General features: G+C 62.0%; 18 protein-coding genes and 1 tRNA gene. 10 read left to right on the top strand and 9 right to left on the bottom strand.

Translation table 11 applies throughout. The annotated features are described in order from the left end of the window. Positions 1-123: 123 nt before the first annotated feature. From J8F10_RS26030 to J8F10_RS26015, 4 genes are all read right to left on the bottom strand, one after another. A complete protein-coding gene (locus tag J8F10_RS26030) occupies positions 124-1,203 on the bottom strand; it encodes an HNH endonuclease (RefSeq protein ID WP_210658966.1) in 1,080 nt (359 codons plus the stop codon). A gap of 530 nt (positions 1,204-1,733) precedes the next feature. Continuing rightward, the gene (gene gatB / locus J8F10_RS26025) at positions 1,734-3,236 is read right to left on the bottom strand and encodes an Asp-tRNA(Asn)/Glu-tRNA(Gln) amidotransferase subunit GatB (RefSeq protein WP_210658964.1); all 1,503 of its coding nucleotides are present in this window, start codon (positions 3,234-3,236) and stop codon (positions 1,734-1,736) included. Between the two features lie 174 nt (positions 3,237-3,410). Beyond that, complete coding sequence (locus tag J8F10_RS26020; protein WP_210658961.1) at positions 3,411-3,767, bottom strand: hypothetical protein; 357 nt, start codon at positions 3,765-3,767, stop codon at positions 3,411-3,413. Further along, positions 3,764-4,717, bottom strand: a complete 954-nt coding sequence (locus tag J8F10_RS26015) for a pseudouridine-5'-phosphate glycosidase (RefSeq protein ID WP_246523590.1) — start codon at positions 4,715-4,717, stop codon at positions 3,764-3,766. Before J8F10_RS26015 ends, J8F10_RS26020 begins: the two co-directional genes overlap by 4 nt. Before the next feature lie 62 nt (positions 4,718-4,779). On the opposite strand from J8F10_RS26015, the gene J8F10_RS26010 reads away from it, so the two are divergent. Beyond that, positions 4,780-6,453, top strand: a complete 1,674-nt coding sequence (locus J8F10_RS26010) for a rhomboid family intramembrane serine protease (protein WP_210658957.1) — start codon at positions 4,780-4,782, stop codon at positions 6,451-6,453. A 43-nt stretch (positions 6,454-6,496) separates the two neighbouring features. On the opposite strand, the gene J8F10_RS26005 is transcribed toward J8F10_RS26010, so the two are convergent. From J8F10_RS26005 to J8F10_RS25995, 3 genes are all read right to left on the bottom strand, one after another. Further along, positions 6,497-7,339: a DUF1559 family PulG-like putative transporter gene (locus J8F10_RS26005; protein WP_210658955.1), complete on the bottom strand. Its 843-nt coding sequence runs from the start codon at positions 7,337-7,339 to the stop codon at positions 6,497-6,499. A gap of 123 nt (positions 7,340-7,462) precedes the next feature. Then, entirely contained in the window at positions 7,463-8,395 is a 933-nt protein-coding gene (locus J8F10_RS26000; RefSeq protein ID WP_210658953.1) for a serine/threonine-protein kinase, read from the bottom strand. 229 nt (positions 8,396-8,624) lie between these two features. Then, positions 8,625-10,142: a carboxypeptidase M32 gene (locus tag J8F10_RS25995; RefSeq protein WP_210658951.1), complete on the bottom strand. Its 1,518-nt coding sequence runs from the start codon at positions 10,140-10,142 to the stop codon at positions 8,625-8,627. A 79-nt stretch (positions 10,143-10,221) separates the two neighbouring features. Here J8F10_RS25995 and J8F10_RS25990 point away from each other — a divergent pair, with 79 nt between their 5' ends. Next, the gene (locus J8F10_RS25990) at positions 10,222-10,806 is read left to right on the top strand and encodes a putative signal transducing protein (protein WP_210658949.1); all 585 of its coding nucleotides are present in this window, start codon (positions 10,222-10,224) and stop codon (positions 10,804-10,806) included. A 359-nt stretch (positions 10,807-11,165) separates the two neighbouring features. Beyond that, positions 11,166-12,320: a tRNA modification GTPase gene (locus tag J8F10_RS25985; RefSeq protein ID WP_210658947.1), complete on the top strand. Its 1,155-nt coding sequence runs from the start codon at positions 11,166-11,168 to the stop codon at positions 12,318-12,320. A 96-nt stretch (positions 12,321-12,416) separates the two neighbouring features. Here the strand turns inward: J8F10_RS25985 and J8F10_RS25980 are convergent. Further along, positions 12,417-12,490 (bottom strand) — tRNA-Arg (locus tag J8F10_RS25980). A gap of 112 nt (positions 12,491-12,602) precedes the next feature. Here J8F10_RS25980 and J8F10_RS40405 point away from each other — a divergent pair. The 5 genes from J8F10_RS40405 to J8F10_RS25955 all read left to right on the top strand — a co-directional run bounded on the left by J8F10_RS40405 (position 12,603) and on the right by J8F10_RS25955 (position 17,581). Next, the gene (locus J8F10_RS40405; protein WP_210658945.1) at positions 12,603-13,805 is read left to right on the top strand and encodes a tyrosine-type recombinase/integrase; all 1,203 of its coding nucleotides are present in this window, start codon (positions 12,603-12,605) and stop codon (positions 13,803-13,805) included. Between the two features lie 85 nt (positions 13,806-13,890). Continuing rightward, positions 13,891-14,820, top strand: a complete 930-nt coding sequence (locus J8F10_RS25970) for a hypothetical protein (RefSeq protein ID WP_210658942.1) — start codon at positions 13,891-13,893, stop codon at positions 14,818-14,820. 302 nt (positions 14,821-15,122) lie between these two features. Then, on the top strand, positions 15,123-15,374 hold the full coding sequence (locus J8F10_RS40950) for a helix-turn-helix domain-containing protein (RefSeq protein WP_210658940.1): 252 nt from the start codon (positions 15,123-15,125) through the stop codon (positions 15,372-15,374). Between the two features lie 85 nt (positions 15,375-15,459). After that, positions 15,460-16,821, top strand: coding sequence for an AAA family ATPase (locus J8F10_RS25960; RefSeq protein ID WP_210658937.1), 1,362 nt, complete (start codon positions 15,460-15,462; stop codon positions 16,819-16,821). A 235-nt stretch (positions 16,822-17,056) separates the two neighbouring features. Then, positions 17,057-17,581: a phage terminase small subunit P27 family gene (locus tag J8F10_RS25955; RefSeq protein WP_210658935.1), complete on the top strand. Its 525-nt coding sequence runs from the start codon at positions 17,057-17,059 to the stop codon at positions 17,579-17,581. Positions 17,582-18,190: 609 nt separating this feature from the next. On the opposite strand, the gene J8F10_RS25950 is transcribed toward J8F10_RS25955, so the two are convergent. Beyond that, a complete protein-coding gene (locus J8F10_RS25950) occupies positions 18,191-19,204 on the bottom strand; it encodes a trypsin-like peptidase domain-containing protein (RefSeq protein ID WP_246524471.1) in 1,014 nt (337 codons plus the stop codon). Positions 19,205-19,805: 601 nt separating this feature from the next. Here J8F10_RS25950 and J8F10_RS25945 point away from each other — a divergent pair. Together J8F10_RS25945 and J8F10_RS25940 are read left to right on the top strand one after the other, a co-directional pair. After that, on the top strand, positions 19,806-21,386 hold the full coding sequence (locus tag J8F10_RS25945; RefSeq protein WP_210658931.1) for a S8/S53 family peptidase: 1,581 nt from the start codon (positions 19,806-19,808) through the stop codon (positions 21,384-21,386). Between the two features lie 68 nt (positions 21,387-21,454). After that, complete coding sequence (locus tag J8F10_RS25940) at positions 21,455-22,624, top strand: VMAP-C domain-containing protein (protein WP_210658929.1); 1,170 nt, start codon at positions 21,455-21,457, stop codon at positions 22,622-22,624. The last annotated feature ends 6 nt before the right edge of the window (positions 22,625-22,630 follow it).

Raw genomic sequence — 22,630 nt, 5'->3', positions numbered from 1 at the left:
GTATAGCCGTGACGAACTAGCGCCCCAATCTCTTCCCAAGAGGGGAAAGTGATTGGGGCGCGGCGGATATTCATTTGAAGCAAGGAAGGAACGAGCACCGGGCGCCCGACTCGTGTTCGGCGGTTACTTCGCGCTGTTCCACCGCTTTTGAAGTGCTGCGAAGTCGGGAGCCGCGTCTTTGCTCGTGGGCGCACGAAGTGTGCGCGCCCACAAACGGGCGTAACTTCCGTTTTGCACCGAATCCGCGAGGAATACTTTTCGCGTTTTTGGGTGAACGCGGAGCAGGTTCAGATCGAACAGGGTACGGAGGTCGGCGCGGAGCGGGATCGCGTTCTTGAGTTCGTTCGGCCCCTCGGGGTCGATGAGGGCGACTTCGATGACGGCCTCGGCGTCCGCACTGGTGACGGCGCACTTGCTGCCGTATGCGCTCAACACCTTTTGGCGAAAGTCCTCGGCACCGCGCCGTTGAAGTACGCCGCGCCACGCGACTTCGGACACACCGGTCGGCGGCTTCCCCGCGAACACGCCCTTCGCGACCACCTGCGCCGCGATACCACCGGCTGACTTCTCCGGTTCCTGTTTCTTGTTGCCTCCCTGAGTTTCCGGGGGCGGTCCGGCAGCGCCCGCCCGGGCTTCATCGGGGAAGTTGGTGCCGAGCTTGATTGCTTGTTCGTAGTCGGTCTTCGCACCGGCCGAGTTGCCGAGGTGCTGGCGCGTGTGCGCGCGGTAATAGTACGCATCGCCCATCTTGGGGAACGCTTTTACCAACTCGTCGCAGAACTGTTCGCAGGCGGGCGCGAGTTGGGCCTTCGTGTTGGCATCAGCGAGGTGCTTGAGTGTGTCGGTGTACTTCTGATCGTCGATCTTGCGAAACCCAATGAAGTTGGCACACGCGGATTTGAACTTCTCGAAGTCCGCGCCCGACAGTACGGCCGGCGGGAGCAGAACGCGGCCCGGCCCGGAAACGACGAACTGATCGTCCTGCTTGACGATATCTTCAATGGTAAACGCTTCCCACAACACGTATGTCTTGGGTTTGCCGAACCCACTGATAACGTACACCGTGCCGCCCTTGGCCTGCTGCACGGCCGCGAGCTTGGAGTACACGCCCATGCGCGTGGTCGATAAGGCATCGGCCCCGTTGGGGAAGCGCCCCATCTTCTCGATGTTGAAATACTGAACAAAATGCGTGCCGTTGGACATGAGCCTGCCCTGCAGCAGAATGGGGAACCATGAAGGTGGTCGTGTACTCTTATCTCCGATCCTCATCGCCACAGCAAGCTGCGGGGGATAGCATCCGCCGCCAGGTCGAGGCGACGGGCTCGTGGTGACAGCGGAACAGCGTCACCCCCGACGAATCAATCAAGCTCCGCGACAACAGCGTCTCGGCTTTCAAAGGTGCCCACCGGAAGAACCCAGACGGTCACGCCCTCGCGGGTTCCTCAACACGGTGAAGCCCGGCCGCGTGCCCTTCGGTTCCTTCCTCGACCGTTGAATCGCTGGCCCGACTCACCCGCGAGGAACTGGACGAAGCGGTCGAGCTCGTCGCGCCGCCTTCGGCATCACCTTTGAATCGCCCAAGAACGGTTGGCAACCAATTCTTCTTATCGCTTGAGGCTTCCCTGCGGAACTTCAGCGCTGCGACGTCCTGCTCCAGTGCGGCAACGCGCTGCACCAGTGTCCGTTCCGCCATTGGTTGCCCTCCGGTTCGTGACGCGAGCGTGACGCGGGCGTTACGCCCGTGCCAGTTCCTCGTCCACGAGGCGCCGAACCAGTTCGTTCGACACGCCCTTGTTCGCTTTCATCACTTCGCCCACGATCTTCATTTTGGCCGCGTCCTTGCCGCTCTTGAAGTCCGCGACGGCCTTCGGGTTGGCCGCGACCGCTGTAACCACCGCCGCCCGCAGCGACGTTTCGTCCACGTCCTTGATCCCGGCTTCCGACTTCGCCTGTTCCAACGTCACGCCCTTATCGAGCATGATTTTGAACACGTCGCGGCGGTCCTGCGAGTTGGTCGGGCCGGTGCGAACGAAGTCCGCGAACTTGGCCGCGTCGAACGGGAACGCGGTGATCTCTTCCTTGCGCTCGGTGAGTGCTGGGTAGACCAAGTCGCTCATGCGGTTCACGGCGGCCTTACCGTCGTTGAGTGCCTTTGCGACCGCCTCGAAGTACGCGACCGTCGGCCGCCCCTTCGCGGTGAGCACCTGGGCGTCGTAGGCGGGCAGCCCGTACTGATCGGCGAGGCGCTTGCGCTGGGCTTGCGGGAGCTCCCCCATCGCGGCCCGCGCTTCGGCGATTTGAGCTTCGTTCACCACGACGGGAACGAGGTCCGGTTCCGGGAAGTACCGGTAGTCCGCGGCTTCTTCCTTGTGGCGCTGGACGACGGTGACGCCCTTCGCGTCGTCCCAGCCCGCGGTCGTCTTCAGCATCCGGCCGAAGCGGAACCTTCCCTGCGTGTCCTTCTGGTACTCCTCGTAGTGCCGCTTCGCTTCGTAATCGATGGCCTTACCCACAGCGCGGAAGCTGTTCAGGTTCTTGATCTCGACGAGCTGGGTCGCGTGGTAGTCCTGGCCGGTCTCGGCGTGCTCCTTACCGATCACGGGAACGTGGATGTTCACGTTCGCGTCGCACCGCAGCGAGCCCTCTTGCATCTCGCAATCGGAAGCGCCGATCTCGCGGAGCATGAGCCGGATTTCTTCGAGGAACGCGATCGCTTCCTGGGCCGAAGTCATGTCGGGGTGCGACACGATTTCGAGCAGCGGCGTACCGGTGCGGTTGAGGTCCACGAGCGTGTCCGCGCCCTTGCCGCTTTCGTCGTGCAGGTTCTTCCCCGCGTCCTCTTCGAGGTGCGCCCGGATGATGCCGATCTTCTTCGCGACGAACTCCTTCTTGGTGTCCTTCGCGATGTTAATTTCGAGCCATCCGTCGTGGCTGAACGGCAGGTCGTACTGCGAGATCTGGTAGTTCTTCGGCAGGTCGGGGTAGTAGTAGTTCTTGCGGTCCCACTTGGTGAACCCGGCGATCTGGCAATTGAGCGCCAGCGCCGCACGCATCGCGAGCTTGAACGCGCGTTCGTTCATGACGGGCAGCGACCCCGGCAGCCCGAGACACACGGGGCACGTCGCGGTGTTCGGCGCCTGCCCGAACTTGTTGAGGCACCCGCAGAACAGCTTGGTTTTGGTGAGGAGCTGGACGTGAACTTCCAGCCCGATGACGATCTTGTACGGCTCGGCCATGAACTGCTCCAACGGTCTCGGTTCGCGGTGACTCGCAGTTGAGCGCGAAGCATATGCGAGAAGAATAGCAATTCTACGGGGGTGCTACGAATAGGAGAACAGACCGCACTCGTGGGTTCACGGCTGACCGGGCGGCGAAAACGAGGACCGCGCTTCATTCACGAGCGACACAGTTCACTCGTTCTCGCGGTCGCGGAGCTTCTGGCCGACCCAGTTGAGCGCCCGCTCGCCGAAGACCGCCCCCGCGACCAGCCCGGCCAGTGTCGCGAAGATGACCGGCGTGAAATCGCGTGCGAAGAACGGCAATCGCGTGACGATGACGAACGACAAGCCGAACGCGAACACCGCGCACGCTCCGCCGTAAATGAGCGTTTCGAGCAGCCAGTCCGTCAGCGAACGACTTTTGCTCGATCCGCCCGAGCGGTACGGTACCCGCGCCCGCCGACCGCACCCGCACTCGAAGCGCTCGCCCGCCTGCTCGTTTGGTTTCCAATAGCCGCGGTTGCAGAACCAGCACCGAAATTGAATCATGACGTCGTTGTAGGGTCGGCTCTAAAGCCCGCGAGAGCCCCGGCGACTTCCGCCGCGAGTCGCGCATTCGCCACGATGAGCGCGCGATTCGCTGCGAGCGTGCGGCCAGCGCTCAACTCCGCGATTCGCGCGAGCAAGAACGGCGTCACCTTCGCGCCGGTGACGTTCGCGGCAATTGCGGCCTTCTCCGCTTCGCTCCGCCACGCATCGAACTCCGCGGCCGGTACCGCGACATCAACCGGGCACGGTTGCGCGAGCACCGCACCGGCCCCGCCCATTCGCACGTGTGCAGCAAACAGTGCTGCGGTTTCGTGTGGGGATTCGACTCGCACGGAGACGGGGAGCGGCGGAACGTGATCTCGCACGTAGAAGGTCGAGAACGCATCCGTGCGGTACCCCACGACCGGCACACCGAACGTTTCAAGGATTTCCAGCGTTCGCGGAAGGTGCAAGATGCTCTTCGCGCCCGCACACACCACCAACACCGGCGTGCGAGCGAGTTCGGCGAGATCAGCAGAAATGTCGAACGGTTCCCCTTCGCGGTGCGCGCCACCGAGTCCTCCCGTCGCGAACACGCGGATGCCGGCCGCGTGCGCGAGGGTCATCGTTGCCGAAACCGTCGTTGCCGCGTGTTGCTTCAGCGCGACCACCGCACCGAGATCGCGCCGACTCGCCTTCCGCACGTTCGGCAGCCGCGCGAGGTCTTCGAGCTGCGCGTCCGAAAGACCCACGAGCGGCACACCGTTCAGGACCGCGATTGTTGCCGGGACCGCACCGGCAGAACGCACCGCGGTTTCCGATTCGCGCGCGGTCTCCACGTTCACCGGCCACGGCAAGCCGTGTGCGATGAGCGTCGATTCCAGTGCAACGACCGGGCGCCCCGCGGCCAGCGCGGTTCGCACTTCCTCGGAGATCACTAACCATTCAGGCTTCTCTTGTGTCGTGTTCAACTTTTGTCCACCTGAACGAAAACAAAACGTCCGCATCGACAGGTCGCACGCAGACATCCATAATGCCAGTTATGGAACCGGGACACGAAACTGAATCACCCGCGTGCGCGGACGAAACACCCCTACCCATTCAGGTCAATGGTTTGGAGCTCTCATCCGCCCCCGCAGCGCCTCCCGCTCCGGTCCCGAGCGCGCCGACGGCCGCGTCGGTGCTGCTCTGGATCGCCGCTTCGGAAGGTGCCTGGTTCCCGTCGCGCTTCGCGACCGAGAGTGGAACCTCTCGGGATAGTTTAGACGACCCACTGGCCGAACTGCGTCTCGCGGGCCTAATAGCGGCCACGGACTGGCTCCGGGGGGAGGGACAGGGCTACACCCTAACGCCCGCGGGCACGAGCGCAACCACAACGCCCGCCGTGCTCGAATTGCTAAAACAAGGCCGCCCCGCGGCCCACATCGCCGCGCTCATCGCACCCCCGGAACAGGACGCCCCCCCCGCGGGATCGCGAGCGAGCGAAACCGAAGACGAAAGTGATGCCGACCGCGACGTGGCGCGTTCGCTCCGCCCGCCCCTGGTCGTGCCCATCCTTTTGATGGCGAACGCGCTCTGGTTCTTCATCTGTGTCGTTTGGGGCATCCGCTGGGGGCTGCCCCTCTCACGGAGCCTCTGGGCCGGGCACTCGGAAATCCTGCACCGCTTCGGCGCGGTGACCGGCCTCGATCTGATTCACGGAGAGTGGTGGCGCCTGATTACGTGCTGCTTCGTCCACATCGGTGCGGTTCACCTGATTCTGAATATGTTCGCGCTGGCCATGATGGGACCACTGGCGGAGCTGCTCTGGGGGCGCCGGCGGCTACTAATTATCTATCTCGTTTCCGGCCTCGGAGGGAGCGCGCTGGCGATGGCCTTGCGCCCCGATGTGCTCCTCGCCGGAGCGTCGGGAGCCATCTGGGGCATCCAGATGTCCCTGTTCGCGTGGCTGTTCACGTTCCGCCGACAACTGCCCCCGCACGTCGCGGCCGACTGGCTCCGGCGCCTCACCATCGTGTTCCTGTTGAACGCGGGCGGGAGCTTCCTACCGAACGTGAGTTGGGAAGGGCACCTCGGGGGCGGCGTGGTCGGGTTCGCTGCGGCAGGTCTCCTGAACGCGGTGCGCTTCGGTGACCGCCAACGGCGCTTGGCGGCACGGGTGCTCCTGGTACTGTTGCCCCTGTTCTGTTTGGCCGGACTCGCGAGCGCGATGGGCGCGCGGGGGACACCCAAGTGGCAGCAAATCCACCAGCGCCTCGCCGCGATCGAGCAACAGAACCGGGTGCGCGCGCTGGTGCAACAATTCGACGACGAGGTCGCCCCTCGACTCGTCCGCCTCACCGGTGAGGGCGGACCGAAGAGAGAGGCTCGCATCAACGTGACGCCGGGCGAATTGAACGCACTGTTGATTCTGAAAGACACCAAACGGGTGCCGGAAAAGCTCGCGCGAACAAGGGAGAAGGTTGAGGAACTCAAGAAGACGGCCGAGGAGGTGGCGGAGCTAACCGCGGGCACCTCGACCGGTGTACTCCCGCTCGACCAGCACCGGGGCCGCGTTCACCAATTCGCGCTCGCCCGTGCGAAGTCGCTCGAGTTATTGCTCGCACTGCTCGATTCCGCGACCCCGCCGCCGCGCGCCGCGTGGGACGCCTGGCAAGCCGCCCGACTCGATGCCGACCGCCTTTGGGAAGAAACCAAGACGAGGTGAGCGCGCGGGCGAGCGCATCACGATGCACTCGCCCCTGAGTGTTTCAGTTGTCGAGATCGAGGATTTGACCGTCGTTGATCTGAATCGCCAGTGCGAGCTTCTGCGGGCTCATGCCACTACGAACAAATTTCACCGAAGCGTCGGCCAAACCCACCACAATTCCGCTCTCGAACACACCACCGAGTTTCGGCACGTTGTTCGGCGCAAACAACATCTCGTCCGGCTTGGTCCAGATCACCGCGTTGCCCGCGTCGGCTACCAGGAACGTGTTCGAGGTACCGTCTGAGAATTGCGAGAGTTTGGTTCCGTACAGCAGTTGACCCGGCGCTCCCGTACCCTGCTGTGGCGGGAGCCATGTGTTCATCCCGGTGAACCCGCGCGCGAATGTGTACCCGTTCGTGCTCGTGTTCGGCGGAGCGAACATCGTCGGCATCTTGTCGATGAGCTTCTTGTTGTGATCGCTGTCCCAGGGCTCGTCGAGTTTGAACTGCCTGAACAAGCCGTCTTGCTCGATGAACGGCAAGATCGCGACGCGCCAGCTCAGTCCCGGCTTACCGGTCTTGTCCGCGTACCCGGCGGGGAGCGCCCCGTGGGCGCTCTCAAAATTGTGTACCCCCAGGACGATCTGCTTCATGTTCCGCTCGGCCGCGAGGCGCGCCGCGGCGGTCAGCGGGCTTTGCGTGCGGAAGATCGGCCCCTTCGGTGCTGCCGGGTCGCCTCCACCGGCGCTCGGGCCGGGTGAGGGGATGCCGGGGCCGGGGGGCGGAGTTGGCGTGGACGAATCGGGTACGGTGGGCTTGCTCTTCTTACACGCGGGCAGGCCGACGAGACCGACCGACAGCGCGAGCGCGAGGGCCGGCGCCGAACGGGTGAAATGAAAGGGCATCCGTGTTCGCTCCTGTGTGGGGAAGTGGTACCCGACAAGGTACACACTCGCTGCTGGTGCGAACAGCAAAAGCGAACCGGCCGGGAACTTACTCCCGGCCGGTTCGCGCGTTCGATTCTTCGCTCAGCGTGCGACGCCGATCACGGTGTCGAGTGCCTGGCGCAGTTCCTGGTAATTCTGCGGCCGGTCGTCGGGGTTCTTCGAGAGCATCCACAGGCACAAATCGGACACGAGCGGCGGTAACCCGTCGACGCGCTCCGATGGCGGCACGGGGGTCGCATTGAGGTGTTGGAAAATCACCTGTACGCGGTTCCGTCCCTCGAACGGGAGCCGCCCGACGAGAGCTTCGTAAAGCGTTACACCGAGAGAATAGATGTCGGCCCGGTGGTCCACCGTGCTCGCGTCCTTCGCTTGCTCCGGGGCGAGGTACGCCGCGGTGCCGGCCAGTTCCGGGCCGGTGCGTGCGCGCGCGGCCAGCACATCGGCTTTCGCCAACCCGAAGTCGATTAACTTCGCGTTGCCGTTCGGACCCACCAGAATGTTGTCCGGCTTGATGTCGCGGTGAACCACCCCGGCCTGCCAGACCGCGCCCAGCGCGTCGGCCATTTGCGAGATGAGGAACAAGCACCACTCCGGCGGAAGTGATCCGCCGGCGCGGAGCAATTCGCCGAGCGGCCGGCCCTCGAAGAACTCGGTAACCAGGTACGGCCAGCGCGGATCGAAGCCGAAATCGATGAACCGGACGACCTTCGGGTGCTTGACGCGGGCCAGCGTCGCCGCTTCCATCCGAAGCTGCTTCATGGCAGCGGCGCGGTCGTACACGTTGGCCCAGTTGAGGATCTTCAGTGCAACCGGCGCCGAGCGGGTTTGGTCCCACCCCCGGAACACGTGACACGACACCCCTTCGCCGAGCTTTTCTTTCAGCTCGAACGGCCCGACGATGGTGCCCACGTCGGGAGGTGGAGTGGACTGCGAGAACGTGTCCGCGGGTGCCTCCCGGCGCGGGTACGGGTGCGCGTGCGTGTCCCCAGCGTTCGTGGCCGCTGTTTCGGTCACGGATGCGGGAGAAATCGGTTCAGCGCTGTTCGAGGGAGGCATTTTCGCAGGCGTTTCGGCGTTCGAGTTTGGGGCGAACGAGGGGCGGCGAATCCGTACCTCGTTCACATTGGCACATTTCGTGCCGCCGGCACAGCCCGACATTGAGGCGCGAGCCGAAGCTTCGCGCGAGGGTGGAACGAATGTACCGAAAGGGGCTGAGTGTGCCGGCGCTGTGAGGTAGAGAACTCTAGCACACCCCATAGAACGCCCCGAACTTTTCGCTCAGGTACGACAGGAATGGTTTGGGCGAAAGCGGCGCACCGGTCGCGCGCTGACACAATTCCCCGGCCCGGTAGCGCTGTCCGTGGCGGTGAATGTGCTGGTTCAGCCAGCCTTTGAGTCGCGTGAAGTCACCGTGACGGAAATCGTCTTCGATCCCGGCTCCAAATTCGCGCCGAACCGCATCCATCAGTTGAGCCGCGTACAGGTTGCCGAGCGTGTACGTGGGGAAATATCCGATGCCACCAAAACTCCAGTGGATGTCCTGGAGGCATCCGCGGGCGTCATCAGGAATTTTTAATCCCAACAGCGCTTCAACCCGCTCGGCCCACGCGCCCGGAAGGTCGCCAGTTGTCAGATCGCCGGACAGGAGCGCGAGCTCCAACTCGAACCGGAGCGCAATGTGCAAGTTGTAAGTCGCCTCGTCCGCCTCAACGCGAATAAGTGACGGCCGAACGTCGTTGATTGCGAAGTAGAACGCATCTTTCGACACGTCCGTGAGAGCCGCGGGGAACGTCTGTTGAAGTCGCGGGTAAAAATGCTCCCAGAATGGGCGCCCGCGGCCGACCTGGTTCTCCCACAAGCGCGACTGTGATTCGTGGATACCGAACGAACACGCGACGCCGAGTGGCGTGCCGAAATGTTCGGCCGGGAGGTTCTGTTCATACATGGCGTGCCCGGTTTCGTGGAGCACGCCGAAGAAGGCTTCGTTGAAGAACCGCGGATTGTATCGCGTCGTGATGCGGCAATCTCCGGGACCGAAGCCGGAGCAAAAGGGGTGCGCGGTGGTGTCGAGGCGCCCGGAATGGAAGTCGAACCCGATGGCGACCGCGGCGGCCTCTGCGAACACCTTCTGCCGATCGATGGGGAACTCGCGCTCCAGCACGCTCTTATCGGGCTGCTTCGGAGATGCGACGATCTTCCGTACTAGCGGCGCGAGTTCGGCCGTTAACCCCGCGAACAGTGTTTTCAGTTCCGCAACCGTTGTTCCCGGTTCGTATTCTTCGATGAGCGCGTTGTACGGGTGCTCCTTGAAGCCGACCGCGTTCGCCTCTTCGCGCTTGAGTTTGACGACCTGCTCCAACAGCGGGCGGAAGCTCGCGTAATCGTTTTTCTTCCTGGCCTGTTCCCAAACCTGTTGCGCCTGCGTGGTGACGCGCGCGAGTTCTTCGACGAGGGCTTGCGGGATCTTGGTCGCGCGATCGTACCCGCGCCGCAACTCGCGCACGTTCGCGCCGGCATCGGATTCGGGATCGCGCACGAGGTCTGACGCTTCGACCGCACCGAGAAGGTCGCCGACCTTGGGGTCCGTAAACTTCTGGTGCGAGAGACTGGCGAGAAACGCCATCTGTTCGCCGCGCAGCGCGCCGCCGTTGCGCGGCATGTACGTCTGGTGGTCCCAGTTCAGCACGGCGGCACACGAATTGAGCACGCCGAGTTCTTTGGACCGGCGGACCAATTCGGCATAGGCTTCAGAGGCGGTCATTTATCGGCTCCTGTACGAACCTCGATCGTTCGGCTATTGTCGGTGTACGAAGCGAAACGAGAAGAACAGGGGACACACAATGGCGGGACGCCTCGTCACGATCGCGACGTTCGATGAGTTGATAGATGCCCACACCGCGAAAGGTGCTCTGGAAGCGGCCGGCATTCAAATGCACCTCGACAATGAACAAGCCTCGTCACTATTTGGGCAGGTAATGCTGCCGATCGGTATCCGGTTGGTCGTGCGCGAAGAAGATGAGCCGCAGGCCGTAAAGGTGTTGGACGAAACGTTCGGAACCCACGAACCCGTTGACGAAGCGGACTTGGCGGTGCAAGCCGAAGCGACACTTGCGGAAGACGCCGCTGATGCGGCCGAGCCAGCATCTGCTGCCAATCCAACTGCGGACTCTGTTGCCCGCGAAAAGGATGCGCGGTTGGCGTTTCAAGCGGCCGTGATCGGGAATCTCATGCCGCTCGTTGCGCTATTCGCTCTTCGGATGATCCGGCGAGCGTCTACTGGACCCGGCGAACTGAGTCCGCGCGGAAGGTGGAATCTTCGCGCCGCGATCTTGCTTTCGATCTGGCCGCTCTTCTTGGTGGGTATTGGCGGCCTCTCTGTGTTGGTTGTGGCAATTTTCATGCTTCTCTCTCCGTTGTTGGGCTAATGAGCCTTACTGCGACTACTGCGCCTCACCCAGAAGACACCATCGTAGCCGTATCGTCGGCGAACGGGTTCGCTGCACGCGCGATCGTTCGCGTCAGCGGGCCGAATACGCGCACGGTAATTGAGGCGGTGTTCGCGGCGGGGGAACCTACCCCCCCGTCCCCCCTCCCTGAAGGGAAGGGGGAGCTGGCGCGCGAGCCCGCAGTGCTTGAGACAACGTTTGCCGACAATTCTTTCTCCCCCTTCCCTTCAGGGAGGGGGGCGGGGGGGGTAGGTTCGGCCAGCCACCTCACTCCTTTAGGAAGGAGGGCAGGCTCCTCTCTCCGCCGCATCATTTCCGGCTCCCTTCGGCTCAGCGGCGTGCATTCACCGCTTCCCGCGTCACTGTACTTCTTTGCCGGCCCCAAGTCGTACACCGGGCAAGACCTCGCGGAACTGCACACGATTGGCTCCCTGCCCCTCGTCGAGCGCCTCGTTGCGGACCTACTGGCAGCCGGCGCGCGGCCGGCGCGCCCGGGCGAGTTCACAATGCGAGCGTTCCTCGCGGGCAAGAAGGATCTGCCACAAGCGGAAGCGGTGCAAGCCGTAATCGAGGCCGGTACCGACGCGGACCTGACCGCGGCCCTCGCGCAGCTCGCCGGGGGCGTGTCGCAACCCCTCAACATGCTCCGCGACGACCTGCTGAACCTGCTTGCTGACATCGAAGCTGCACTCGACTTCGCGGACGAAGACATTGAATTCGTTGGAAGAGCGGAAATACTCACCCGCGTTCAAAGTGCGATCGACCAGCTCGAAATGGTGCGGAAGCAACTCGACGACCGAACCGTATCCGGGCGCCCGGTTCGCGTGGCGCTCGTGGGGCTACCGAACGCGGGAAAGAGCAGCCTATTCAACGCACTTGCGGGCGGGGCCGCCCTCGTCAGCCCGACTCCAGGAACCACACGCGACTACCTCACGAAGTCAGTCACCCTTACGGGCATAACAATCGAGTTGATCGACACCGCGGGCTGGCAAGGCTCATCCGACACGATCGAAGAACAGGCACAGCGACTCGGGAGCGAGCAAACGACGCGCGCGGACGTCATCGTTTGGTGCGACGAACACGGCACTTTCAGCACCGCGGACGAATCGCGATTGCTCGCGGTCGGCGCCACCGTCCTGAAGGTGCGAACGAAAAGCGACTTGCGAACTGAGCAACCCGCGAAAGGAAGTCACATCAGTGCATCCGCGCTCGCTCCCAATGGCCTCGACGACCTCCGCACGGCACTGAGTGACACAGTTACGTCACTCACGCGCCCGGCCCTGGCGCCGAGCCAAAGTCGGTGCCGGCACCACGTCCTCGCGTGCCTCGAGCACCTGCGCGAAGCCCGCGCGCTGGCTGCAAGCAACAACGCACCGGAACTACTCGCACTCGCGCTGCGTGGCGCAATCGAACCGCTCGGTGAGATGACGGGTGCGGTATATACCAACGATTTGCTCGATCGCATCTTTTCGCGCTTTTGCATCGGGAAGTAGAGCGCCTTCATCTCATCGACGGCACCTACCCGAAATTTGAGTCCGAGAGGGCTTACGGCACGACAGGCAGCACTGACCGGAGGTGCTACAGAAAAGTACGCCCGGTGGGAATCGAACCCACACGCTTCCGCTTAGAAGGCGGATGCTCTATCCAGTTGAGCTACGGGCGCAGAGCGCTCATTTTCGAGCCTTTTTTAACCGATCTCCCGAAACCGTTATCATGACACTACACCCGAAGCTACACCCGACAAGCCCGAACCGTCACCAAAACCGAGGGCCGCCGTGAAGAAGAAGCCCAAACCGAAGAAGCCCTACCCCGACTTCCCCCTCTTCTTACACCAGACCGGTCAGTGGGCCAAGAAGGTTCGCGGCAAGCTGCACTACTTCGGCACCGATCCCGATGCGGCTCTGTCCAAGTACCTCGACCAGCGCGACGACCTGCAAGCCGGGCGCACCCCTCGCGCGTCCAACGACGGTCTCACGGTCCGCGACCTCGCGAACCGCTTCCTCACGTCCAAGAAGACCCTTCTCGATTCGGGTGAACTGTCGCCGCGCACTTGGGCGCACTACTTCCTCACTTGCGAAAACCTCGTCGGCGCGTTCGGAAAGACCCGACTCGTACTCGACCTCACCAGCGAGGATTTCGAGAAGCTCCGCGCGACCCTGTCGAAGACGCGCGGGGCGCATGCCCTGTCGGGTGAGGTCCAGCGCGTGCGGACGCTTTTCAAGTACGCATGGGACGAGGGGCTCATCGAAAAGCCGGTTCGGTTCGGAACACTGTTCAAGAAGCCGTCGAAGAAGGCCATGCGGAAGGCGCGCCACGAGGCCGGTCCCAAAATGATCGAAGCCGACGAACTGAGGACGTTACTCGGCGCGGCAGCACAACCGATGAGGGCCATGATCCTTCTCGCGATCAACTGCGGGTACGGGCAGACCGACGTTGCGAACCTACCGCTCAAAGCCATTGACTTTAAGGGCGGGTGGATCGATTACCCGCGTCCGAAAACCGAGGTCATGCGCCGGTGCCCACTCTGGCCCGAAACGATTGCGGCGCTCCGCGAGGTCATCCCCGAGCGCCCCAAAGCCAAGAGCGCGGCCGATGCGGGATTGATGTTCGTCACCAAGTACGGGGCTCGCTGGGTGAGAACACGGGACCGCGGGGACAAACCGGCGACGACCGTTGACGCGGTGCAACTGGAGTTCGGGAAGTTACTCGTGGCGTCAGAACTGAAACGTCCCGGCGTCGGCTTCTACGCCCTGCGGCATACGTTCCGCACCGTGGCCGACGGCGCGAAGGATCAGCCCGCGATCGACCACATCATGGGCCACGCGCGTGACGACATGGCCAGTTTGTACCGCGAGCGCATCGGGGACGATCGGTTGAGAGCCATCACCGATCACGTTCGCGCGTGGCTCTGGCCTCCGTCTGAGATTGCTCACGACGGACAGACAAGCAATAATTCATTCGATCGGCCGCGGGAGTAGCTATCCGCGGGCCGGGCGGGTGTGCGGTTCTCCTCTTGTGATCGCGCATCCGCCCGGCCAACCGATTCAACAAGAGGCACATCACATGTCCGACTACGAATACATCACATCAGCATGTTCTCAACTTACTGATTTGTACAATATCGCTACCGACCGTGACATTCGCTTTCAAGAACGGCTCGAATCGCTCCCACTAAACGAAGCTGACCAAGAAGTTCGCCACACGCAAAAACTGCGCGATATCGCGGCGTCGAAGAATCGAGTTTGCAGTTTAGAAACGTTGCTGGCGGGCGGGCGCTTGCTTCGGCTGGCACGCGACTCTGGTTGCGCCGATCCCCACCGTTTTGGTGAGCCACTGTTTGAAGTTCTGGAACATATCAGAAGCCATAACTCCAAAATAGCTTGCCGTAGCCTAACGTGTTTGCCCACGATCATTGGTACGTTGATTCGGGTTCAGAAATTCTTCGCCCCGCCTATGCGAGCCATCGGAGAGGTAGGGGCCGCAAGTGAGCCTCACCAAGAGGCAAATAACGAGGCGAATAGCTCGGGCGCCGCATCACCTGAAACGAGAACAAATGTAAAGAGCGCGGATCTTGCACCCGTCTCGACCCCAGGCGTTCCCAAAGCGAAGAAGCGGAGAATACCAAAGGATGAGGCAGAAGAACTTGTAAGCGACTATCTCAAGCAGCACGCCAAAGGCCGCCCCGACGAAGTAGCGATCAGGGAAGTGTCGAAGGCAACCGGTGTGTCGCAAGGAGGTGTTTTCAACACCGCGGCATGGAAAGTATTTAATAAGAAGCGTAACTCGCTCCGCGACACACGCCGCGAGCCACGGCAGTTACCGGATAAGGTGACTGCTACTGTTCCAAACCGAGCCGCTGCGGACCCCGCCGAGATCGCCGCGCAAAACGAGCTGAAGAAACTGGAGCAAGAGCAGGCACAGGATCAGAGAGATGAGAGACGCGGCAACAAGGGACGTAGTTCACGAACGATGACAGCCGTTCATGAACGCTAAACCACGATTTTTCCCTAGTAATTCTAGCATTCCATCACTTTTTTTTGTGAACGGGCGACATGGGTAAGGGCGCAACTGTGACGCCCGATCCGTGCGGGCCTTTACCGTGTCACCGACCCCACCGCTTCACGACAGCCCGACTGTGCTGCTCGCCACGCTCTTTGCCGCGCGGCGTAGTGGCGACAGCGTGCTCGAACGACTAATGATCCGTCGCCTTAGTGTGATGGGTGTGGTTGTCCAATTCGGCTCCGACCTGACCACGGTTCCGCTGAGGCGCGCCGCGGATAGGAAGGTGCGGCACAGTGCATGATCCCGCACCACTTACCGTAAGCCAAGCGGCCGAGTGGCTCGGCATATCGGTAGCGGCCCTTCTCGCCCTCATTCACGCGGGCCGCCTCACCGCGAGCAACGTCGGACTCGGTTCCCGGCGTCCGCGCTGGCGCGTCACCCGTGATGCGCTCGAAACGTTCCTCGCCGCACATGCGACGAGCCCGAAACGAGTCGCAGTGAAGCGCCGTCGGAAGGCACTGGGGCGAACGATCGAGTTCTTCTAACCGACCCGATTTTATTCACGTTGAACAAAATCGAGCGATTCCTGCGAATGAAAGGCCCGGTCGCGATCGGGTAACGGCAAGGAACATGGTCGGGCCTAACCCAAGCACGAACGGGCACGCGATCGGGTCCACGAGGGACGAGCCGAAGCTCATTGTCGAGTCCCTCGAAGGGTTGCGCCCCAAACCGCTGAGGTGGCTCGTTCCCGGGCGCATACCCGCCGGGTTGGTAGGGTTGCTCGCGGGCGACGGGGGGCACGGAAAGTCGATGACCACACTCGAACTCGCCGCGGCGGTCACGACCGGGCGGTGCGCGTTCGGTTTGAAATACCCTGACCCGGTAAAGGGGAAGGCCCTGCTCGTGAGTTGCGAGGACGATTGGGAGCGGACCATAATCCCGCGACTCGCCGCGCTCGGTGCAGACCTGACTCGCGTCCTGCGGGTCAAGGGGGTGAAACTGAAGAGTGACGGACAAACACTCGATTTTCACTTGGGACATTACCGGGAACTGGAACGACTCTTGAAGTCGGACCCCGAAATCAAATTGGTCTCGATCGACCCGGCCGGCGCGTACATCGGCCGGAGCGGGATTAATGAGCATAAGGACGCCGAACTCCGCACCATCCTGGACCCGCTGAACGGGACCGCGAACGATACCGGCGCTACAGTCCTCCTGGTCAAGCATCTGAACAAGTCGGCGAGCGTCTCGGCCGTTCAGCGCGTGGGCGGGTCGGTGGGGTATGTAAACGCGGTCCGGTTCGCGTACCTAATCGCGCCCGATCCAGAAGACCCGGACCGAAAACTAATGATGCCGATCAAGGCGAACGTGCTCCCGGCCGGGACGCATGGGCTTGCTTTCCGAATGGAAGCGATCGAGCCGGACGAGGCCCGCGAGATGCTTACGGCCGTATGGCCGGACCTGGACCCCAACGAGACGACCGAACTCGCCAAACAGATGTTTCGGCAGCGCTGGGAGGACGGGGTAACGAACGACCCGAACGAAGTGACGGGGGCCGTTGGGAAGCGGAACGACAAGAGCAGGGTCGAGAAGTGCGCCGAATGGCTGTGCGGGTTGCTAAGGGCACGCGCGCGCCCTTCCAAAGAGATTGAGGCCGCTGCAAAGAAAGCAGGCTTCACATTTGACAATTTAAAGGAGGCAAAGGTGAAGCTGAAGGATCAAGGATTGGTAAGTTCTAACCGAAGCTGTTTTCGCGGTGTATGGTGGTCGGGGTTCGGAGACCCGGATGAGTGGAACTCTCAGCCCGAATCGTCTTCGGCTCCCTTTACTCCCTTTACCCCCCAGTCTCCCTTCTCTCCCCCCTCTCCCCACACTGGAAAAACAAGGGGAATCCAGAGTGGGGAGTCTGGGGAGAGAAGGGAGACTGGGGAGAGAGTGGAGGGTGGAGGGAGGCTCTTCGACAACCCACCAATGCCGCTACTTCCGGACTGAGGCCCAAAGAGAAGACAGCCTCGAGGAGGAAGAGAAGAAAAACTGCTCCCAGAAAAGACCAAAGCAACGGCGGCCCGCCGTCACCGCACCCGGGGCAGGACACCGGGCAGGGGGGTTATTTTGATAGGGCCGCGCGGCTGGAGACCTACCGAGCGTCCTTCGTGAATTTTTTGCCACCGGACAGACGGTTTTTGTTTCAACAGACCTGATTTTCACTTTTACAGGAGGATCAGTCATGCCACGCGGCGGCAACAACAGAATCCCGCCCTCACAGCACCTCGCGCGCGGGACGTACCGCAAGGACCGGCACAGTGAACTGCCGACCGACCCCATTACGCCCCCGCCCCTCGCCCCCGACCCGCCCACGGCACTAACTGATCGGGGCCGCGTGGTCTGGGACCGGCTCTACCCGCTCGTGACCTCGCAGGGCATCGTGACCGAATTGGATCGCTACATCTTCGCGGCTTACTGTCAGTTCGAGGCCTTCTATACCGAGGCGGCCGAACACGTCAGGGATGAGGGGTGTTTCAAGAAGCCCAAACGGGGCGAGAGCGCGGAGGGTGTGCAGCACTCGAAGTGGTACCGCCTCATGCGAGATTCACTGGCGCAGGTGAAAAGCCTTGCGGCAATGCTCGGCCTGACGCCCGTCGATCGGCACCGCGTCACAAAGGCGAAGATCGAGGGGCAGACCGAGGACGTGACCAACAAGAAGCCAGTGAGCGATCTCGATCGGATCGCGGACGTTCGCTTGCTCCGCTGAATCCGTACAAGTTGTACGGCCGTTCTGAGGCTGGCCCGTACAAGTTGTACGCTCTCACCTGGTCTTTTCTGGGGGGCGATTTTCTCTCTTCTTTCCTTCGAGGCAATCTTAATTTTGCCCCTCCCCTGTTCGGAGTTTCGCATGCGTGGTCTGGAAAATAATAACGGCACCCGGTCGGTTCCTGCCTCTGTCGCGCTACCGTAACTAACGGACGACCCAGGGTACAAGGAAGCACTGGCCATCTGTAACAAAGTGGCCGCCAACCTCAAAGCCATTCGGGGTGAGCGGGCCGATGTCGAGAAATCCCTAGCCGCGTTTGGGGGCACTCGCCCTCTCACGGACGTTCAGATCGAGGCGATGCTGATCATGTCGGACGCGCGAACACGAAACAGTAAGAGCGCCGGCACTTGGCCGAACGCGCCCGCGACTCGCGCACCGAGAGGACGTTCTCTCCGTAGCCTCCGGGTTGGCGGAAACGGTGTGCAAACGGGCCTGGTTCCAGCAACGGGACCACGCTGCCGAAGTTGAACGACGACGCAGAATAAAAAGAGCGTTCTGGAGAAAAGTAACAAAGTGACCGTGGCACTTGCCGTGTATGGGGACGCGCGCTCACTGACCTGGCCGAGGATTGAGGAGTGCCAGAACCTCGGGCTTGAGGTCATCGCGGATCGCTCGAATCGAGACACCGCGGTTGACCGCCTCGTGCCCTGCCCTCGAATGCAATGCAATGAGTTGCCAGCCACTATCGAGAACCGGCGACCCGGACGACCCTTTCTCGGTATCGACCTCATAATTCAGCCACCCCGTCTTCTCGCTCGACTTCAGCGTCCCTCCGGCCACTTTCAGTGTGCCTCCCTTTGGATGCTGGAGGATGAACAGCGCCTGATTATCGACGGGCCGGTTCGCGTCGGTCGACAGCCACCGGCGGATCGGTGCATCCTTGAAACTACCAATCGGTTCGTCACCGGTTCTAATCGCGAGGCGAACGAGCGAGTAGTCGAGGTTCGCGACCTCGCTTGACGCGACTTCCCACGGGTTAGCGAGGGCGTGCGATGTCCCGTCGTCCGTAGTGTTGTTTTCGCAAATATGGTACCCGAACCTACAGCGGATGCCCTGCGCCGGGCCGGCGTCGAGTGCTTCGAGCATGACGTGTTTGTTCGTCAGCACCAAGTCGGGCCCCAGCAGGAACCCCGTGCCGATTGGTTCGCTCTCTGGGTTCTCGATCCTGCAAATGACCGACTCGGCCCGCACCATTGCAGCCCGCCACTCCGCCGGGTCCTTGAACGGGAACTGATTTCGGGAGATTAATTTCTCAAGCAACTTCTCGATACCGGAGTCAGCCCCGATAGACATGGCGAAGGCTTTCAGGGCGAGGTTGGTGTCGTTCCCGAAGTTCGGATCGCGGAGAGCGGTGATCAATTCCTTCACCTGACTCCGGGACTCTGCCCACTCTACTACCTGCCGCAGTTGTTGTGTCCGCGGCATGGTTGTGACGATGTCGTTCAGGTTCACCTCGAGGTTCACCATCAGGGGCGTTCGCAGATCATCTGTGTTCGGGAACGCACTCTGAAGTGCGCTTAGGAGTTCACCAAACTGTTTGCCGGTCAGTCCGCGCCGGGGCATGAAGATGCTCCAAAGACGATTCTGCACTGTCCGTTGTCGGGGTAACTGAGGTGTGGATTGTCCACACACCGGCGACTGAATCAAGCCCCTCGGTGCGAAACCGTGGGTCCGCCTAGTTGGAGAGCGCTTTTGCCGATCCTTCTCACCCGATGATGAAAAACAGACGGATTGTCGTGGCAACTCCCCCAAACGTGTCATACGCTCTGACTCACCCCACGGTAACAACAGTCCGTCTTATGCAGTGTTTCGAGGGCGTTCCGAATCGCGATCCCGACGAGTGTGCATTAATCGAGCGGCCCGAGTCGGCGGGACAAGTCTTCACGGGAATGATGCACACCGCACCAACGAAGCGCAGCAAAACCGCGTCGCTTTGCGGATTCCTGTGAAAACTTGTCCGACCTAATTAGTGCCCGTTTACAGGCGCGGGGCCGTTAATCCAGTAGTGGTCCGCCGAAAAGTCGGGGAGATTTCCGGTCTGGATCAGTGCTCGCTTCGGTCTCTCAATTTCGTTAAGCAACCTCAGTCACTGCACGACGCGGAATACGGTGAGCCGACTTCAAACAACTCCGACCGAGATCTCCTTTCCCGTCTAGGGGTAATCATGTCCTTCGTTGCCTCGCGCTGGCTGCTGATCGAGCGTCCGTCACCGTCCGCATCTCCCGATCTTGAATCCCTCACCTCGTCGATACCGACGGCATGGTCTGCGGTCGCCCCCTTGTCGGGCGGGTCCATCCACCCGTGGGACCAGGCGCACCATGCGGTCCTAGCCCCGTCGGCCCTCGGGCTGGAATCCCTGGGAGCGATGTACGCGGAGCCGGACTTCGTCCAGGCGTTCCCGTTCCCGCGGCCAGAGGGCGGCGGGTTAGAGTCGCTCCGCTCATCCCCGTGTGAGGACCGAAGCCCTAACTTTTTCTGGCCGGTCGGCGTGCCCGCTCATGGGTGGCACCTGGACAAAGAACACTCCCTGTTGAAGGCCGCCCGCGACCGGGTCGGGGACCCCGGCGACGGGCGGCGGGTGCGGGTCGGCATTCTGGACACTGGGTACGACCCGCACCACATTACCCGCCCGATAAACCTGCTAACCGAACTGCAGCGGAACTTCGCCGACGGGGACGAAGGGGACGCGACCGACCCCGGCCGACACTTTCCCGGCAACCAGCCCGGACACGGGACCGCGACCCTCGCCCTCCTCGCCGGCGGGCGGGTCCAAATCCCGGACGCCGGGTTCGACGATTTCGTCGGTGGCGCGCCGTTCGCCGAAGTCGTGCCCGTCCGCATCGCCAACTCGGTGATCCATATATCGTCGAACGCGATGGCTGCCGGGATCCGGTACGCTACGCAGTTGAAGTGCCAGGTGGTGTCGATCAGCATGGGTGGGGTGCCGGCCCGGGCATGGGCGACGGCGGTGAACGAGGCGTATGAGGCGGGGGTTGCGATCTTCGCGGCGGCCGGGAACCGTTTCGGTCTGTCGCCCCCCGCGTCGATCATTTGGCCAGCCCGGTTCGGCCGAGTGGTTGCGGTGTGTGGGGTGACGGCCGACGGGACACCGTACCACAAATCGGGTTTGCATAGCAACATGCAGGGGTGCTTTGGCCCGCCGGCGAAAATGAACACGGCGATAGCGGCGTACACCCCGAACACACCGTGGGCGATCATGGGGTGCCAGGGGGCGATTGGGTTCGGGGGCGGCACGTCGTCTGCGACCCCGCAGGCCGCGGCCGCCGCGGCCCTGTGGATCCAGGCTAACCCGGCTCCTCCTGGAGTAGCCACATGGCAGCGGGTCGAGGCCGTCCGGCACGCATTGTTCTCGTCCGCTGACCGCTCGTTTGGCGAAGTCGATAAGTTCTACGGCCGAGGGGTACTGAAAGCGACGGCGGCGCTCGACCAGCCGTTCCGCACCGACCTCCCGAAGACCGCGCCGGATTCGGTCTCGTTTCCGTGGCTGAGGCTCCTTAACGTCCTCGAATCGATGCCACGCGGCCGGGAGTTGATGTTCGAGGTGGAGGCGCTGCAACTATTCCTCCAGTCGCAACGGTTACAGGAACTGGCTGGCGGCGCGGACCCGATCTCCGATAACCCGTCGCGGGCCGAGATCAAGGCCGTGTTAGATGCTATGTGGCAGTCCCCGGCGGTCTCACAGGCACTCCGCACGCACCTGTCGGGCCTTTTCAAACTAATGTGATTCTCAGGCCGCTGGGGGAACTCGAACAGCCGAGAGCGTCCCCAGACTCACTCATCGGAATTCCTGCTATGGGTATTCTGACTGGACGTCAGATTGGCTTGCTGCGTGATTGCATTGCTAAACACTTCACACTGGAAGACGTTATTGAGCTCGTGCGCGTCGAACTGAATGAGCAGCTGCGCGGGATGGTGGCCCTTGAAGGTCGCAATTTGAAATCCGTTGCGTTCGACATGATCGAGTGGCTTGAGGCACGGGAGCGGATACCAGACCTTCTCCGCGCGATCCGTCAGGATCGCGCGGGAGTATCTGATGTCGTTGAGTTTTGCGACGACCTCCTTCTCTCGCCGGGAGGGAAAAAGAGTGCATCGGGCGGGCAACAGGTAAGAGGGGAAACGTCTGAAATAGCAACCAAGTTGACGAGGCCAACAAAGAATGTCGACAAACTGCCAAAGTTCGATGCTTGGCTAACTGTTTCGATTAGCCGACCCGACCCCGCTGCGGTGGCGTACCTCATGAGGGCATGGGCCTTTCATGCCGGCGACAACCTCGGGGCGCCACTTCCCTATACGGTACCTGAATACCTCCTGAAGGGACAGATCGCCGATTGTCTTCCGACCTTTCGAGAAGCTACCACGAGGTTACTTGGTCACACTCAGTTTAACATTGAACTTGTCGTTCCTCGCGAGCTCCGTGATATCGACTTCAATTCGGCGCTCGTCGACGAGCATCCAATCACTGTCCGTTGCGTCCATCGCATCGCGAGATATGACCTCCGAAATCGACTCGAAGAGCGCTGGAAGCATGCCACAAAAAACGGCACAATACACCATGTCGCCGAACCGTCCGAGAGAGCCGGCGAGACGATTATCTGGCTGCCCGAGCGAAGCCGATGGGAAGCAGCCCTGAAGGTGGTGAACGCAGCGATTGACATCGCTGGGGTAATTTTTCCTACCGCCAGTGAAGCGACGCCTCGACGAATTGAGGAAGTGATCGCTGCCGGTGTGCCACTGCTCGTGTGGCCACGACGGGGTGATCTGCGAGTCATTCGCGCTGAACTCACCTCGATCTTCAGCACAACTCCTTGGGTCGAGTTGCCCTCGGCACTTTGGGCACGACGACACTCTACTGACTCTATAATCTGGCGTGAATTGGTGATGTTGTTCGATAACCCAAACCGGATCCCCGTCGACAGGAACCCGCTCTTCCGTTTCCAGTCTCCGACAGGTAGCCCCAAATGACGACGC

Origin of the sequence: Gemmata palustris, assembly GCF_017939745.1 — a bacterium.
In the GTDB taxonomy this organism is placed as follows: Bacteria; Planctomycetota; Planctomycetia; order Gemmatales; family Gemmataceae; genus Gemmata; species Gemmata palustris.
The sequence above is the reverse complement of the archived record's forward strand: the minus strand, read 5'-3'. Positions and strand labels throughout refer to the sequence as shown.

Coding starts and splice junctions, on each gene's coding strand:
- J8F10_RS26030 (WP_210658966.1), bottom strand. CDS start 1,203: ATGTCCAACGGCACGCATTTTGTTCAGTATTTCAACATCGAGAAGATG.
- gatB (WP_210658964.1), bottom strand. CDS start 3,236: ATGGCCGAGCCGTACAAGATCGTCATCGGGCTGGAAGTTCACGTCCAG.
- J8F10_RS26020 (WP_210658961.1), bottom strand. CDS start 3,767: ATGATTCAATTTCGGTGCTGGTTCTGCAACCGCGGCTATTGGAAACCA.
- J8F10_RS26010 (WP_210658957.1), top strand. CDS start 4,780: ATGCCAGTTATGGAACCGGGACACGAAACTGAATCACCCGCGTGCGCG.
- J8F10_RS26005 (WP_210658955.1), bottom strand. CDS start 7,339: ATGCCCTTTCATTTCACCCGTTCGGCGCCGGCCCTCGCGCTCGCGCTG.
- J8F10_RS25995 (WP_210658951.1), bottom strand. CDS start 10,142: ATGACCGCCTCTGAAGCCTATGCCGAATTGGTCCGCCGGTCCAAAGAA.
- J8F10_RS25990 (WP_210658949.1), top strand. CDS start 10,222: ATGGCGGGACGCCTCGTCACGATCGCGACGTTCGATGAGTTGATAGAT.
- J8F10_RS25970 (WP_210658942.1), top strand. CDS start 13,891: ATGTCCGACTACGAATACATCACATCAGCATGTTCTCAACTTACTGAT.
- J8F10_RS25960 (WP_210658937.1), top strand. CDS start 15,460: ATGGTCGGGCCTAACCCAAGCACGAACGGGCACGCGATCGGGTCCACG.
- J8F10_RS25955 (WP_210658935.1), top strand. CDS start 17,057: ATGCCACGCGGCGGCAACAACAGAATCCCGCCCTCACAGCACCTCGCG.
- J8F10_RS25950 (WP_246524471.1), bottom strand. CDS start 19,204: ATGCCCCGGCGCGGACTGACCGGCAAACAGTTTGGTGAACTCCTAAGC.
- J8F10_RS25945 (WP_210658931.1), top strand. CDS start 19,806: ATGTCCTTCGTTGCCTCGCGCTGGCTGCTGATCGAGCGTCCGTCACCG.
- J8F10_RS25940 (WP_210658929.1), top strand. CDS start 21,455: ATGGGTATTCTGACTGGACGTCAGATTGGCTTGCTGCGTGATTGCATT.